This is a genomic window from Ferrovibrio sp. GW821-FHT12E11 (assembly GCF_058806975.1).
Map to the genome: position 1 here is coordinate 2339165 of NZ_JBXAQG010000001.1, position 14200 is coordinate 2353364.

General features: G+C 66.3%; 14 protein-coding genes and 1 riboswitch. Of the genes, 7 read left to right on the forward strand and 7 right to left on the reverse strand.

The genetic code is table 11. The annotated features are described in order from the left end of the window. Positions 1–11 precede the first annotated feature (11 nt). Genes AC1ROT_RS11740 through cobW form a run of 4 tightly spaced genes read right to left on the reverse strand, consistent with a single transcriptional unit; the run spans position 12 to position 5879 of the window. Positions 12–395 carry a RidA family protein gene (locus tag AC1ROT_RS11740; RefSeq protein WP_492999177.1) on the reverse strand — a complete coding sequence of 128 codons (384 nt, stop codon included), beginning with the start codon at positions 393–395 and terminating at the stop codon, positions 12–14. Further along, positions 395–1042 carry a cob(I)yrinic acid a,c-diamide adenosyltransferase gene (gene cobO / locus AC1ROT_RS11745; protein WP_492999179.1) on the reverse strand — a complete coding sequence of 216 codons (648 nt, stop codon included), beginning with the start codon at positions 1040–1042 and terminating at the stop codon, positions 395–397. The genes AC1ROT_RS11740 and cobO overlap by 1 nt, the downstream gene beginning before the upstream one ends. Positions 1043–1055: 13 nt before the next feature. Then, positions 1056–4832 carry a cobaltochelatase subunit CobN gene (gene cobN, locus AC1ROT_RS11750; RefSeq protein ID WP_492973597.1) on the reverse strand — a complete coding sequence of 1259 codons (3777 nt, stop codon included), beginning with the start codon at positions 4830–4832 and terminating at the stop codon, positions 1056–1058. Positions 4833–4853: 21 nt separating this feature from the next. Continuing rightward, on the reverse strand, positions 4854–5879 hold the full coding sequence (gene cobW, locus AC1ROT_RS11755; protein ID WP_492999181.1) for a cobalamin biosynthesis protein CobW: 1026 nt from the start codon (positions 5877–5879) through the stop codon (positions 4854–4856). A gap of 118 nt (positions 5880–5997) precedes the next feature. After that, positions 5998–6233: riboswitch (cobalamin riboswitch) on the reverse strand. A 130-nt stretch (positions 6234–6363) separates the two neighbouring features. On the opposite strand from cobW, the gene AC1ROT_RS11760 reads away from it, so the two are divergent. Beyond that, positions 6364–6978: a HupE/UreJ family protein gene (locus AC1ROT_RS11760; protein ID WP_492999183.1), complete on the forward strand. Its 615-nt coding sequence runs from the start codon at positions 6364–6366 to the stop codon at positions 6976–6978. Then, positions 6971–7738, forward strand: coding sequence for a sulfite exporter TauE/SafE family protein (locus AC1ROT_RS11765; RefSeq protein ID WP_492999185.1), 768 nt, complete (start codon positions 6971–6973; stop codon positions 7736–7738). The genes AC1ROT_RS11760 and AC1ROT_RS11765 overlap by 8 nt, the downstream gene beginning before the upstream one ends. Before the next feature lies 1 nt (position 7739). Here the strand turns inward: AC1ROT_RS11765 and AC1ROT_RS11770 are convergent, their stop codons facing one another. The 3 genes from AC1ROT_RS11770 to AC1ROT_RS11780 form a co-directional block, all read right to left on the reverse strand. Next, entirely contained in the window at positions 7740–8231 is a 492-nt protein-coding gene (locus tag AC1ROT_RS11770) for a hypothetical protein (RefSeq protein ID WP_492973593.1), read from the reverse strand. Positions 8232–8257: 26 nt separating this feature from the next. Continuing rightward, positions 8258–8788, reverse strand: a complete 531-nt coding sequence (locus tag AC1ROT_RS11775; RefSeq protein ID WP_492973592.1) for a response regulator — start codon at positions 8786–8788, stop codon at positions 8258–8260. 177 nt (positions 8789–8965) lie between these two features. Further along, positions 8966–10393, reverse strand: a complete 1428-nt coding sequence (locus tag AC1ROT_RS11780; protein ID WP_492999187.1) for a penicillin-binding protein activator — start codon at positions 10391–10393, stop codon at positions 8966–8968. Positions 10394–10412: 19 nt separating this feature from the next. On the opposite strand from AC1ROT_RS11780, the gene rsmI reads away from it, so the two are divergent. Genes rsmI through gshB form a run of 5 tightly spaced genes read left to right on the forward strand, consistent with a single transcriptional unit; the run spans position 10413 to position 14163 of the window. After that, positions 10413–11306 carry a 16S rRNA (cytidine(1402)-2'-O)-methyltransferase gene (gene rsmI / locus AC1ROT_RS11785; protein ID WP_492999188.1) on the forward strand — a complete coding sequence of 298 codons (894 nt, stop codon included), beginning with the start codon at positions 10413–10415 and terminating at the stop codon, positions 11304–11306. After that, the gene (locus AC1ROT_RS11790) at positions 11293–11667 is read left to right on the forward strand and encodes a YraN family protein (protein WP_492973589.1); all 375 of its coding nucleotides are present in this window, start codon (positions 11293–11295) and stop codon (positions 11665–11667) included. The genes rsmI and AC1ROT_RS11790 overlap by 14 nt, the downstream gene beginning before the upstream one ends. Before the next feature lie 55 nt (positions 11668–11722). Next, the gene (locus AC1ROT_RS11795) at positions 11723–12337 is read left to right on the forward strand and encodes a BON domain-containing protein (protein ID WP_492973588.1); all 615 of its coding nucleotides are present in this window, start codon (positions 11723–11725) and stop codon (positions 12335–12337) included. 19 nt (positions 12338–12356) lie between these two features. Next, on the forward strand, positions 12357–13181 hold the full coding sequence (locus AC1ROT_RS11800) for a SirB1 family protein (protein WP_492973587.1): 825 nt from the start codon (positions 12357–12359) through the stop codon (positions 13179–13181). A 25-nt stretch (positions 13182–13206) separates the two neighbouring features. Then, positions 13207–14163, forward strand: a complete 957-nt coding sequence (gshB, locus tag AC1ROT_RS11805; RefSeq protein ID WP_492999190.1) for a glutathione synthase — start codon at positions 13207–13209, stop codon at positions 14161–14163. Positions 14164–14200: the final 37 nt, after the last annotated feature.

A 14200-nucleotide genomic window follows, 5' to 3' on the forward strand; every position in this document is an offset into this window, starting at 1 on the left:
GTGCTTTCTGCTCAGGCCATGGCGATGGCTTCGATCTCCAGCAGCCATTCCGGCAGCAGGGTCGAAGTCACGATGGCGCTGGAGGCGAATTTGCGATCGCCAAGAATTTCGTTGCGCACCTGCCGGTTGGCCTGCAGGTATTTGTGGTCGGTCAGGAAGATGGTGGCCTTGACGATGTTGTCAAAACTCATGCCGGCCTCTTTCAGAATGGCCTCGATATTGCGCCAGCAGTTGCGCGCCTGACTTTCGAAATCCTTCGGGATGCTGCCGTCGCTTGCCGCCGGAATCTGCCCGCTGATGAACAGCATGCGCTGGCCGCCGGCGACCAGCACGCCATGGGCGTAATTGCCCACCGGCGGTGCGATACTGGCGGGATTGAGCAGGGTCTTTTCCATCAGAACTCGATTCCTTTCTGCGCCTTCACGCCGGCCTGGAAGGGATGCTTGATCTCGGTCATTTCGGTCACCAGGTCGGCGGCTTCGATCAATTCTGGCTTGGCGTTGCGGCCGGTCACCACGATATGGAGCTGCGGCGCGCGTTGGCGAAGGGTTTCCACCACTTCGGCCAGATCGAGATAGTCGTAGCGCAGCACGATGTTCAGCTCGTCGAACACCAGCATGTCGTATAATGGCCGGTCTCCGGTGCAGGCGGCGATCATGCGCTTCGCCTCAGCCCAGGCCTCGGTGGCGGCGCGGATGTCGCGGGCGCGGTCCTGGGTGTCCCAGGTGAAGCCCTCGCCCATCGCCTTGATCGTCACTTGTTCAGGGAATTTCTCCAGCACCGGCCGCTCACCGGTCTGCCACTTGCCCTTGACGAACTGCACGATGCCGACGCGGAAGCCATTGCCGATGGCGCGCATCACCAGGCCGAAGGCGGCGGTCGACTTGCCCTTGCCCTTGCCGGTATGGACGATCAGCAGGCCCTTCTCGGTGATCGTCTTGGTCGCCAGCATGCGGTCGCGTACTTCCTTGCGCTTCTTTGCCTTTTCGTTGGCGCGCGCATTGATCTCGTCGTCGCTCAGGCCGGGTTCCTTGATTTTCATGTACCAATCGCTTTCATGCGGCCGACATTCTTTCCAGCAGATCGGCGGCGGAATTGGCTTGCGGCCGCCACAGGCCGCGCCGAATCGCCTCGCGGAAGCGCTCGGCGATCTCGCGGGCGGCGGCCGGATTGTTGATCTCGATGAAATGCCGCGTATCCGGATCGGCCAGGTAGGATTCATAGAGCAGGTCGAACTGATGATCGCGCACCAGGCCGGTGGTGGCGGCAAAGGCGAACAGGTAATCCACCGTGGCGGCGATCTCGAAGGCGCCCTTGTAGCCATGGCGCTTTACGCCGTCGATCCATTTCGGATTGCCGGCGCGGCCGCGCACCACGCGGGCGATCTCTTCTTCCAGGCGGCGGATGCGCGGCGCTTCCGGGCGAGAATGGTCGTTGTGATAAGCGGTCGGTGCGGCGCCTGAGACGAATTGAACCGCCGCCACCGCGCCGCCCTCAAACTGGTAGTAGTCGTCGGAATCCAGCAGGTCGTGTTCGCGGTTGTCCTGGTTCTGCACCACGGTGTCGATCACGCCCAGGCGGCGGGTGAAGCCGTCCTTGGCTTCGACGCCTTCTGCTTCGGCACCATAGGCATAGGCGCCCCAGGCGATATAGGCGCGCGCCAGATCGGCGGTCTCGGCCCAGCCGCCTTCGTCGATCAGGGCCTGCAGGCCGGCGCCATAGGCGCCAGGCTTGGCGCCGAAGATGCGATAGCCGGCGCGGCGACGCGCATCCTCCGGGCTGACGCCATGGGCGATCATCGCGTCGGTTTCGTCGCGGAAGCGCGCGGCCAGCGGGTTGAGTTCCGGCGGCTCGTCCAACCCCTGCACGGCGCGGATGGCGGCATCGAACAGCGCCAGCTGCGCCGGGAAGGCGTCGCGGAAAAAGCCACTCACCTTCAGGGTGACGTCAATACGCGGCCGGTCCAGCAGGTCCAGCGGCACGATCTCGAATCCGGTGACGCGACCCGATGCGGTCTCCCAGGTCGGGCGCGCGCCAATGAGAGCGAGCGCCTGGGCGATATCGTCGCCGCCGGTGCGCATGTTGGCGGTGCCCCAGGCATTGAGAAGAATCGCGCGCGGCCATTCGCCATGATCCTGGCGATGCCGTTGCAGCAGTGCATCGGCCGACTGCCAGCCGAGCGTCCAGGCCGAGGGTGTGGGCAGGCTGCGCGCATCCAGCGAGAAGAAGTTGCGCCCCGTGGGCAGCACTTCCGGCCGGCCGCGGGTCGGCGCGCCGCTCGGGCCCGGCGGCACGAAACGGCCATCGAGGCCGAGCAGCAGATTTTCGATCTCGGCGCGGCCACAGCTCAGCACCGCCGGGCGCAGGCGGTAGTCGATTTCCTGCAGAACCACGCGGGTCGCGGTCCAGGTCTCGTCGGGCAGGCGGCGGTCGCCGATCAGCTGCTTGGCCAGCATCTCCAGCCGTTCGATGGTGTCGCCATGGCTGCGCCAGTAGCCGTCCGGCACGATGGCGTCCAGGATATCCGGGCGCGGTCCGGTCCAGTCGGCGGCATAGTCGGTGCCCAGGGGATCGAAGCCGAGCCCGAGATCGGCACTGAGCGCGCGCAGGATCGAGGCATTGCCGCCCTTGCTGTCGTTGCGCGGCAGCCGCACCAGCGCCACCAGCAGGTCGATCAGCTGCTCGCCATGGGGATTCACGCCATAGACATGCAGGCCGTCGCGGATCTGCAGCTCTTTCAGGTCGCAGAGATGATTGTCGAGCTTGAGCAGCGCGGATTCGGTGGGCTCGCCCGGCTGGATGTCGCAATCGGCGTCGAGACCGAGCCGCCGCGTCTCGTCGATGATGCGTTCGGCCAGCAGCGGCAGGCGGCGGCGGTCGAGGCCGGCAGCTTCGTAATATTCATCCACCAGCTGTTCCAGTGCCGAGAGATCGCCATAGATTTCTGCGCGCGTCAGCGGCGGCGTCAGATGCGACAGGATCACGGCAGAGGTGCGGCGCTTTGCCTGCGTGCCCTCGCCGGGATCGTTGACGATGAAGGGATAGAGCTGCGGCAGCGGCCCGAACACCACTTCGGGGAAGCAGTCTTCGCTCAGCGCCAGCGCCTTGCCGGGCAGCCATTCCAGATTGCCATGTTTGCCGCAATGGATCACGGCATCGGCGCCGAAGCTTTCACGCAGCCAGGCATAGGCCGCCAGATAGTGATGCGGCGGCACTAATGCCGGATCGTGATAGCTGCGGGCCGGATCGATATTGTAGCCGCGCGCCGGCTGGATCATCACCGCGACATTGCCCAAGGGCAGAACCGGCAGGGTGAAGCCGCTGCCGTCGGGTCCGTCATGGAGCAGCGGATCGGCTTCCGGATCGCCCCAGCGCTCCTGGACGGCCTGCTGTATCGAGGGCGGCAGGTTTTCAAAGTAGCGACGGTATAATGCGAGCGGATACAGCACCCGCACGCGCCGGCCGGCGGCGCGGGCGAAGTCGTTGGTCACGCCTTCCTGCAGCGCTTCGATCAGGCGGTTGCCGCTGACCGGCAGCGCATTCAGTTCATAGCCGGCATCTTTCATGGCGCGCAGGATTTCCACCGCGCTTTGTGGCGTATCCAGGCCGACGCCGTTGCCGATGCGGCCGTCGCGGTTGGGATAGTTGGCGATCACCAGCGCGACTTTGCGCTCTGCCGGTGCCAGGCGTGCGAGGCGCGACCAGGCGCAGGCCAGCTTTGCCACATAGCGGCAGCGGCCGTGATCGGGCTGCATGCGTACGATGCTGCATTCGGTGCGGGTGTCGAAGGTGGCTTCAGCCTTGAAGGCCACGGCACGGGTGAGGATGCGTCCGTCGATTTCCGGCAGCGCCACGGCAATCGCCAGATCGCGGGCATTCAGGCCGCGCGTGCCGGTCTGCCAGTCCTCGCGCGGGCCTGAGGCGAACACCACCTGCAGCACCGGGCAGTCACACTGCCCCAGCGGATCGTCGGTGGGCGTATTGGCTGCGCCACCATTCGGGCTTCCGATAGCGAAGCTGGTGGCATTGAGGATCACGTCAGGCAGCGCCTGATCCAGCAGGGTCCCGACCAGATCGGCCGACAGGCGGTCCTTCAGGCTGGTGACATAGATCGGCAGCGGATGCAGCCCCTCGGCGCTTAACGATTCGATCAGCGCATCGACAGCCGCTATATCGCCGGCCTGCAGCAGGGCGCGATAGAAAACAATGGCGCAGATCGGATGCGGCATGCCGCGATGCTTGGCGGCCCAGGTGTGGCGCAGCGTGTCGAGATCGGGATCGGCGAGGTCGGGCCAGTACAGGCCGGCGGCCGGCAGCGGCCGCGCCGGCGGCGGGTCTTCCGCATGACCGATCACGGAAGCCGCATAGCGCAGGGCATTGCGCAGGTTGTCGACGCCGCCCTCGCGGAAATAGCTGAACAATTCGGCGCGCGTCTCGTCGGTGACGGTAGAGAAGCCATCGAGGCCGGGATCGGCCTGGCGGTCGCCGGGCAGGAAGGCGAGCGCGATGCCACGCGTGCGGCAAACCTCGCTCAGACGCTCGACGCCATAGGCCCAGTAGCTCTGGCCGCCGAGCAGCCGCACGATCACCAGCTTGGCCTGCACGATCACGCTGTCGACATAGAGATCGACCGCGTAGGGGTGGCCAAGCTGCAGCAGATTGGCCAGTCGCAGCGAGGGGAAGTCGTCGCTCAGGGCCGCGCAGGCATTGCTCAGGCCCGCCAGTTCGGAATCCGCAGCGCTCAGGATGACGATATCGCCCGGCGACTGTTTCAGGTCGACAGCGCCATCCGCTGTCGCCGCGCCGCCGGGTATGGCATTGAGCAGATGCAAGGCGCTGCGCCCCTGTTCGACTCAGGCCGCGAGGGCGGCGCGGATCGCCGCCTCGTCCAGGCCGGCGCGGCCGATCACCACCAGGCGCGTGGCGCGTGGCTCGGCGCTGGTCCAGTCACGGTCGTAATAATGCGACAGCCGCGCGCCCACGCCCTGCAGCACCAGCCGCATGGTCTTGCCGGCGACGGCGACAAAGCCCTTCACCCGCAGGATGTCGTGTTCGGCGATCACCGGCAGCAGACGCTCCAGCAGGGCATCCGGCGCCGTCTGCTCGGGCAGGGTCAGCGAGAAGCTGAAGAAATCCTCGTGGTCGTGGTCTTCCTCATTGTCGTGATGCGACTTGCGCGCCGCGATGTCGTCTTCGGCGGCCGCATGCAGGCCCAGCAGGATATCGGCGGCGATCTCGCCCTGGCTGATCGACAGGGTTTTCACGCCCTGGCGCAGATGCGCACCGATCTCGGCCCGCACATTCTGCATGGCGCCTTCATCCAGAAGGTCGGCCTTGTTCAGCAGCACCAGATCGGCGCAGCCGAGCTGGTCCTCGAACAGTTCCTCCAGCGGATTGTCATGATCCAGGCTGGCATCGGCGGCGCGCTGCGCGGCCACCGCATCTTCATCATCGGCAAACCGCCCTTCGGCCACGGCGGCGGCATCCACCACGGTGACCACGCCATCCACCGTTGTGCGGCTTTTGATGCCCGGCCATGCAAAAGCCTGGACGAGGGGTTTCGGCAAGGCGAGACCGGAGGTCTCGATGACAATGTGCGTCGGCGGATTGGGCCGGTCCAGCAGCTTCTGTAGGGTCGGCAGGAAATCGTCGGCCACCGTGCAGCACAGGCAGCCATTGGCCAGCTCGATGATATCGTCCTCACTGCAATCGGGCGCGCCGCAGCTTTTCAGCAGCTCGCCATCGATGCCCATTTCGCCGAATTCGTTGACGATCAGCGCGATGCGCCGGCCCTTGGCATTGGTGATGAGGTGGCGGATCAGCGTGGTCTTGCCGGCGCCGAGAAAGCCGGTGACGACGGTTGCGGGAATCTTCTGCATAGGATGAGCGCCCTGTTCCATGACGCCGACGCGGACCATGGCTGCTGTCGGTCTTGCGCCTGCGCGGCGGCAAGAATGACATAGGCCGGGCGCCGGCACACCCCGTCCGGCACGTCCGCTTCGACTAAAGCCGATGGCAGGTCTCCGGGCTTGCGGGTTGTCGCGGATCGCGCGCCTTCCCAGACCGTGTCCGGTCCAGTGGCTGTTGCGCGCCGCTCGCCGCCTACCGTAGCGGGGGCTGCCGCGGCTTGCGGCCCTGCACAGACATATCTGCACAGAAAGCCGGCACCGCGTTCCCTTTTCATCGCCGTTCCACCTTTCGGCAGGCGGCGAACCATCGCGGCGGACCCTAAGCCCGGGGTCCGGCCTTGTCAAACGCGCGCCAACCCCGCGGGGAGGCCCGGGCATGTCTTGTCAAACGCAACCGGCTTGGGGCACAAAGGAGACGGGTGGTTCGCAACGCATGCGTAATAAAGAGGTCGTCATGTCCTTCAAGTCCAAGCTCGGCCAGATGGTTCTGCCGGCCCTCGTTCTGGCGAGCATCGCCGTTCCGGCTCTGGCCCATCCCGGTCATCCCGGCGCCGAGCCCGCCGCCGCCGGTTTCTCCGCCGGCTTCGCGCATCCCTTCGGCGGCCTCGATCATCTGCTCGCCATGCTGGCGGTCGGCCTCTGGGCGGTCCAGCAGGCCGCGCAGCAGCCGCGCGCCCTCTGGCTCTTGCCGGCCAGCTTCGTCGCCGCGATGGCGGCCGGCTTCGGCCTCGGTCTGGCGGATGTCGCCCTGCCCGGCGTCGAGTCCGGCATCGCGATGTCGGTGCTGATCCTGGGCCTGATCGTTGCCTTCGCCATGCGTCCGCCGCTGCCGGCCGCCATGGCGGTGACCGCCGTGTTTGCCCTGTTCCACGGCCATGCCCATGGCACCGAGATCGGCGATGCCTCGCAGGCGCTGGTCTATGGCTTCGGCATGCTGTTGGCCACGGCGCTGCTGCATGGCATCGGCCTGGTTGCAGCCCGTCTCGCGCAGCAGCTGAATGTCGGCCTGATCACCCGCGCCGCCGGCGCGGCCGTGGCGCTGGCCGGCATCGTCATCCTGGTTGGCTGACGCGTTTCCTCTTTTCGGCTTCCTGACCGAGCCGCGCTACTGGGCCGTTTTCGGCGCAGCAGCGCTGGCCGGTCTGGTGCGCGGCTTTTCCGGTTTCGGCGGCGCCATGATGTTCATGCCGGTCGCCAGCCTGGTCTACGAACCCAAGCTCGCCGCCATCCTGCTGTTCATCGCCGATGATATCGCCGCTTTGGCCATGCTGCCCGATGCGCTGCGCCGCTGTGTCTGGCGCGAGGTGCTGCCGCTGGGCCTGAGTGCGGTTGTCGCCGTGCCCTTCGGCGTGGCGCTGCTGGTGATCGCCGATCCCGATGTGATGCGTTGGGTGATCTGTCTGCTGATCCTGCTGGCGGTCGGGCTGATGGCCGCCGGCTGGCGCTATCGCGGCCGGCTGGGTCTGCCGGCGACGCTTGGCACCGGCGCGCTGGCCGGCCTGAGCGGCGGCGCTGCCGCCTTGCCGGGTCCGCCGGTGGTGCTGCTCTGGCTTGGCGGCCAGGGCGAGGCCGCCACCGTGCGCGCCAACCTGATCGTATTCTTCGGCTTCACGGCGATCGCCTCGGGACTCGCTTACTGGTGGAACGGGCTGTTCACCGCGGAAAGCCTGCTGATGTCGCTGCCGCTGATTCCGGCTTATCTGCTGCCGCTCAATCTGGGCAGCCGGCTGTTCGCGCGTTCGAGCGAACAGCAGTTCCGTCTGGTGGCGCTGGGGCTCTGTGCCTTTGCGGCGCTCAGCGGCCTGCCGTTGTGGCGGATGCTGGGCTGACTTACGTCGCCTTGTGCAGGCGGGTAGCGGTGCGCAGGGCGCCCAGCAGTTCGGATTCGATCTGGCTGCCGCCGCCCTGGATACGCTGGGCGGTCACCACATACAGCGCATCGATCTGCGCCGCGATGATGTCGAGCTGGATCGGGCTGGGCGCGCCCATATCCTTGGTGAAATCGTTCAGCGATTTGGCAAAGGCGGTGAGCAGCGGATATTTGAACATGCCGCCCATGCCCTTGATGTCGAGCGACAGCGAACGGATTGCCTGCATGGCCTGATCGACGCCGTGGCCGGTGGCCACCTCGTCCAGGGATGCGCGCAGCTGACGCAGTTTGTCGGCAATTTCCTGGGTGAAGCTGTCGGTGGCTTTTTCCACCACCTCTTCCAGGCGGCGCAGCTCTTCAGGTGCAAGCTGAAGGCGGAAGCCTTTCTTGAAATTGACAGCCTTGCGGCGCAAATCCTGCTGTGGAGGCGTGAAAACCGGCTTTTTCGCCATTATACTGACCTTGATGGCTGCCGGCGTCAGTTGAGGTCGATGCGGCGTTCCGGCCCGCCATAGCCGGGCGTGCGACGCCGCCGGCGATCGGGACCGTAATACTCGCCGATGCGCACGAACTGGCGCGGCCGTGCAATCGCGGCCACCAGCCGGGTATAAAAGCCGTTCACCGTGTAAGGCTTGGCGACGAATTCCGACACGCCGCAATCTCGGGCGCGGCAGACATATTCCTCTTCCGAATTCGCCGTCATCATGACAATCGGCATCATGCGGTTCGGCGAACCCGCATCGTTGCGAATCCACTGCACGATATCCATGCCGTTGCGGCCGAGCTTTTCCGCGCCCAGCGCCCATTCGGTGATCATCATATCGGTGCGGCCCAACCGCAGGATGTTGACCGCCGTGTCGAAGTCGCGGGCGCGATCGATATACTGGGCATCCAGCATCATCAGCACATCGCGGACCATCTGACCCATCAACCGGTTCGGCTCGACGACCAGAAAACTGATCTTCGAGAAATCGATACGCTCATGATCCGACATCGTGTCTTCGCTCACTGCAGCATCTCCCCGCACGGGCTTGATAAGAATCCTACTAGAAAGGACCTCAAAGCAAAAGCGCGTCCAGGTAGTATTGGACCGTTCCGCGGTGGTAGCACGCGGCCGGCACGGGAGCGAATAATTTCTTAGTAAGCTGGCCGATGCAATCAGCCCGTTGGGCGAACGCCCCCGGGCTCAGTTGCTGGCGGGCTGGAAACTGGCCGGTGCCTTGTCGATCACCCGGCTGCCGCGGCGCTGGATTTCCAGAACCGCCAGACCGCGCTGCACCACGCCATCGCTGCGGAAGCGGAAAATTCCATCATATCCGGCAAAACCGTCCGGGTTAGTCAGGGCCGCCTCGTCAAACATCGCCCCCGCCGCGCTGCGGGCCAGGATGCCGACCAGGGCAGTGGCGTCATAGGACAGGCTGGCCAGCCGGGGCGGCCGGCGGCCGAAACCCTGCTCGAAGCGGCGGGCGAATTCGGCAAAGCCTTCTGGCGCCGGGCCGGCATACCAGCCGCCCACCAGGGCCGGTTCGCTGCCCAGGGCGGGATCGTCCCACAGACCGGTGCCCAGGAACCGCACCGCACGCGGATCGATATCGAAGAAGGGCAAAAGGGGAGCAAGGGCGCGCAGCCGCGCCCCGCCTTCGGGCAGCAGCAGGGCATCCACCGGACGCGGCAGATTGGGGTCGACGCCGTCCACCGGCGGGTCTTCCAGGCTGCGGGCCGGCAGGGCGCGCAGGCTGCTGGCAAAGCGCCGGACAATAGGGGTGAGGTCTGGTGTGTCGCCGGGATAGCGCTCCTGCTTCAGCATCTGGGCACCCGCCTGGCTTGTGGCGCTTTCGGCGGCCTGGGCCACCGCGCCGCCATAGGCCGAGTCCGGCGCCAGCAGGGCAAACCGTGTCATCCCCTTGGTGCGCGCATAGGCGACCACGCGCTCGACCTGCTGGTCCGGCGTGAAGCCGAGCAGGAAGACGCCGCCGCCGGCCACGCTGCGGTCGGTGGAGAAGCTCAGGACCTTGACGTTGCGCAGCCGCGCCACCTGGCCCACGGTGGCGGCTTCATTGGCGAATACCGGCCCCAGGATGATCTGCGCGCCTTCGGCAATCACCTGCTGGGCCGCGGCCGCGGCCTTGTCGGCCTGGCCTTCGGTGTCGCGCGGCAGCAGCACCAGGCGGTCGTCGCCCAGATCGAACAGCGCCAGCTGCGCCGCCTCGAACAGGGCGCGCCCCAGGCCGGCATTCGGGCCGCTCAGCGGCGCCAGGAAACCGATATGGATGGCCGCGGCGCCGCCCGGGGCGCGCAACTGCGGCGCCGGCGGCATCGGCAGCGTCTCGATCGCCACCGATGGCGTGGCAGCCGGCAGCGGCAGTGGTTGCGCCGGCGGCTGCGTCCCGCTATTGGGCATGGCATTGGTCTGGGCCGGCGTCTGCACGGGGGTGCCGGGCGAGGGCGCGACACGCTGGGGCGCGCCGGGAACAACACGATCGAGCAGGCCGGGCAGGCCGCCCTGCATGCTGGGGCCGCTCTGGCAGGCAACCAGCACCAGCATACCGGCCGCGGCGGCTGCAGGCCGCAGCACCATGGACAGGCCGGAAAGACCAGCTTTAAGGTAACCCACGCAGCTCATTCCGGCGCTCATGACAGACCCGTTTCAGCCGCTGCCCGACAATCTTGGCGTCGATGCAGCGCAATTCACATCCGGCTTATATCTGGTGGCCACCCCCATCGGCAACGCCGCCGATATAACGTTGCGCGCCCTGGCCCTGCTCCGGCGCGCCGATCTGGTGGCCTGTGAGGACAGCCGGGTCAGCGGGCCGCTGCTGAAGCGCTATGGCATCGCCACGCCGTTATTTCCATATCATGAGCATAATGCGGCAAAAGTGCGGCCCCAGCTGCTCGGCAAACTGCAGGCCGGCGCCGTGGTGGCGCTGATCTCCGATGCCGGCACGCCGCTGATCAACGATCCCGGCTACAAGCTGGTACGTGACTGCATCGCCGCTGGTGTCGTGGTCACGGCGCTGCCCGGCGCCTCGGCGGTGCTGACGGGCTTGAGCCTGTCCGGTCTGCCCAGCGACCGCTTCCTCTATGCGGGTTTCCCGCCGCCCAAGGCGGCTGCCCGCATCCGCTGGCTGGCCGAGCTGAAATCCGCCCGCGCCACCCTGATCTTCCTGGAAAGCGCCCAGCGCCTGCCCGACAGCCTGGCCAGCATGGCCCAGGTCTTCGGTCCCGAACGCGAGGCGGCCGTGGCGCGCGAGCTGACCAAGAAATTCGAGGAGGTGCGGCGCGGCAGCCTGGCCGAGCTGGCCGCCCATTATGCCGAACACGGTCCGCCCAAAGGCGAGGTCACGCTGGTGATCGGGCCGCCGGCCGAAGAGAGTGTCGCGGGCGCGGACGATCTCGATGCGGCGCTGCGGGCGGCGCTGGCGCGGCTGCCGCTGCGCCAGGCGGTGGACGAGGTGGCCACCGTGCTCAATCTGGCCCGCAAGGCGGTCTATGCCCGCGCCCTGGAATTGCGGGATGCCGCAGACTGACGATCTTCCCCCCGATGCGCGGCATCGCCGAGGCCGGCGCGGCGAGACCTGGGCTGTCTGGTGGCTGCGGCTGCAGGGCTACCGCATCCTGGCGCGCAACTGGCGTCACCCTCTGGGCGAGATCGACATCCTGGCCCGCCGCGGCCGGCTGCTGGTCGCCGTGGAGGTGAAGGCGCGCGGCACCTATATGCAGGCGGCAGAATCATTACAGGCCAAGCAGCGCCGTCGCATTGCCAATGCGGCTGCGGTATTCTTGGGCCAGCAGGCCGATGCCGCCGCCCTGACGCTGCGCTTCGACGCCATGCTGCTTGTACCGGGGCGCTGGCCCCACCATATCCGCGATGCCTGGCGCATCGACTGAGGCCGGCCCGAACCGGGTTTTGAACGACCGGGCCATTGAACGACAGGGGATGTTCGTGCGTATCACGTCTGCTAGCCGCTTTCTTGTTCTGGCCGCCCTGCTGGCCACAGCACCCATGCTCAACGGCTGTGTCGGCGTCGCCGTCGGTGCCGGCGCTGCCACCGGTGTTGCCGCGGCGGAAGAGCGCGGTATCAAGAATGCCGCCAACGACAAGGGCATTCAGCTCGCCATCAACGATCGCTATCTGAAAGACAACCAGTATCTCTGGCGCAAGCTGTCGATCACGGTTTACGAAGGCCGCGTGTTGCTGACCGGTGTGGTCGGTACGGAATTTTCGCGCGACGAGGCCACGCGTCTGGCCTGGGCCGCATCGGATCGCATCAACGAGGTGATCAACGAAATCCAGGTGACGCCATCGGGCGATCTGCTCGACTATGCCAACGATACCTGGATCACCACGCAGCTGCGCGCCAAGATCGCCGGCGACAAGCAGATCGTCGACATCAACTACTCGATCGAGACGGTGAACGGCACGATCTATCTGATGGGCATCGGCCAGTCGGATGACGAGATCACGCGGGTGACCGAACAGGCCCGGACCATCAAAGGGGTGCGCAGGGTTGTCAGCCATGTCTGGCTGAAGACCGATACGCGCCGCCGGCCGGTGTAGAAGCCCGGCAAGAGGCAGCATGAGCGACAGCGCAGCGATAGAGACGGCTTTAAAGACCCTCGGCGCTGCGCCTGATGACGGCATCGATATCGCCGAGGCGGCGCTGCTGCTGGCGGCGCTCGACCGTCCCGGTCTCGATCTCGCGCCCTATCGCCGGCACCTGGCCGATATCGCCGCGGCTTTGAGCCGCATCGGCGCCGGTGCCGAGGTGGCGCCACGCGCCATGGCACTGGCCAGCGTGCTCAGCCTGGAATTCGGTTACCGCGGCGATACCGAAAATTACGACGACCCGCAGAATGCCGACCTGATCCGTGTCATCGACCGCCGCATGGGTCTGCCCGTCAGCCTCGGCGTGCTCTACATCTACGCCGCCCGCGCCCAGGCCTGGCCGGTGGCCGGCATCGATTTTCCCGGCCATTTCCTGATCCGGCTGGAAGGCGAGGATGGCGCCCTGGTGCTGGATCCCTTCCATGCCGGCAAGATCGCGGCGGCGCCGGAGATGAACGACCTGCTGCGCCGCATCGGCGGTGGCGAGGAAGTGCGGCCCGAGCATGTGCGGCTGATGACGCCGCGCGAAGTGCTGCTGCGGCTGCAGAACAACATCAAGGGCCGCGCCTGGCGCGGCGGCGATGTCGAACGCGCGGCCGAGACGCTGCGGCGCATGCTGCTGGTGGCGCCGAATTTCGCGCCGGCCTGGCGTGAACTCGGCGTGGTCGAGGGCAAGCTCGGCCATATCCGCCAGGCGATGGCGGCCACCGAACGGTTCCTGATGCTGGCCGGCGACGAGGCGGCAAGCCTTGAGGCCGAGGCTTTCCTGCGCCACATTCGCCTCCAGCTGAACTGACCTTTTCACAACAAGGAACTGTGCCATGGCCCTCAAGGTGGCGATCCAGATGGACCCCATCGAAAGCATCGACTTCGATGGCGACAGCACCTTTGTGCTCGGCCTCGAAGCCGAGCGCCGCGGCTACAGCCTGTTTCACTATCTGGCCAAGGATCTGAGCTTCCGCGACGGCCAGGTCCTGGCGCGGGCGCGGCCGCTGCGCCTGCGGGCCGAACGCGGCAACCATTTCACGCTCGGCGAACCGGCGCTGATCGATCTGGCCGAGATGGATGTGGTGCTGATGCGTCAGGATCCGCCGTTTGACATGTCCTACATCACCGCCACGCATATCCTGCAGCATATCCACCCCAAGACGCTGGTGGTGAACAACCCGGTCGCCGTGCGCAACGCGCCGGAGAAACTGTATGTGACGCATTTCGACGGCGTGATGCCGCCGACCCTGATCTCGTCGGACATGGAGGCGATCAAGGCCTTCCGCGCCGAGCATAAGGACATCATCCTCAAGCCGCTGTTCGGCAATGGCGGCGCCGGCGTCTTCCATCTGAAGCCCGATGACGAGAATCTCGGCTCGCTGCTGGAAATGTTCACCAAGCTGGCGCGCGAGCCGGTGATCGTGCAGCGCTATCTGCCCGAGGTGCGGGCAGGCGACAAGCGCATCATCCTGATCGATGGCCGCCCGGCCGGTGCGGTGAACCGCGTGCCGGCAGCGGGCGAGGCGCGCTCCAACATGCATGTCGGCGGCCGGCCGGAAAAGATCGGCCTGACCAAACGCGAGCATGAAATCTGCGAGATCATCGGGCCGCATCTGAAGCGCGAAGGCCTGATCTTCGTCGGCATCGACGTGATCGGCGATTACCTCACCGAGATCAATGTCACCTCGCCCACCGGCATCCAGCAGATCAACCGCTTCGACGGCGTGCAGCTGGAAGCCGAAATCTGGGATGCCATCGAGGATGGGCTCAGCCGTCGCGTGATGGCATAAATCGCTCCCGTATAAGTCCCCGATAAGTCACAGAACT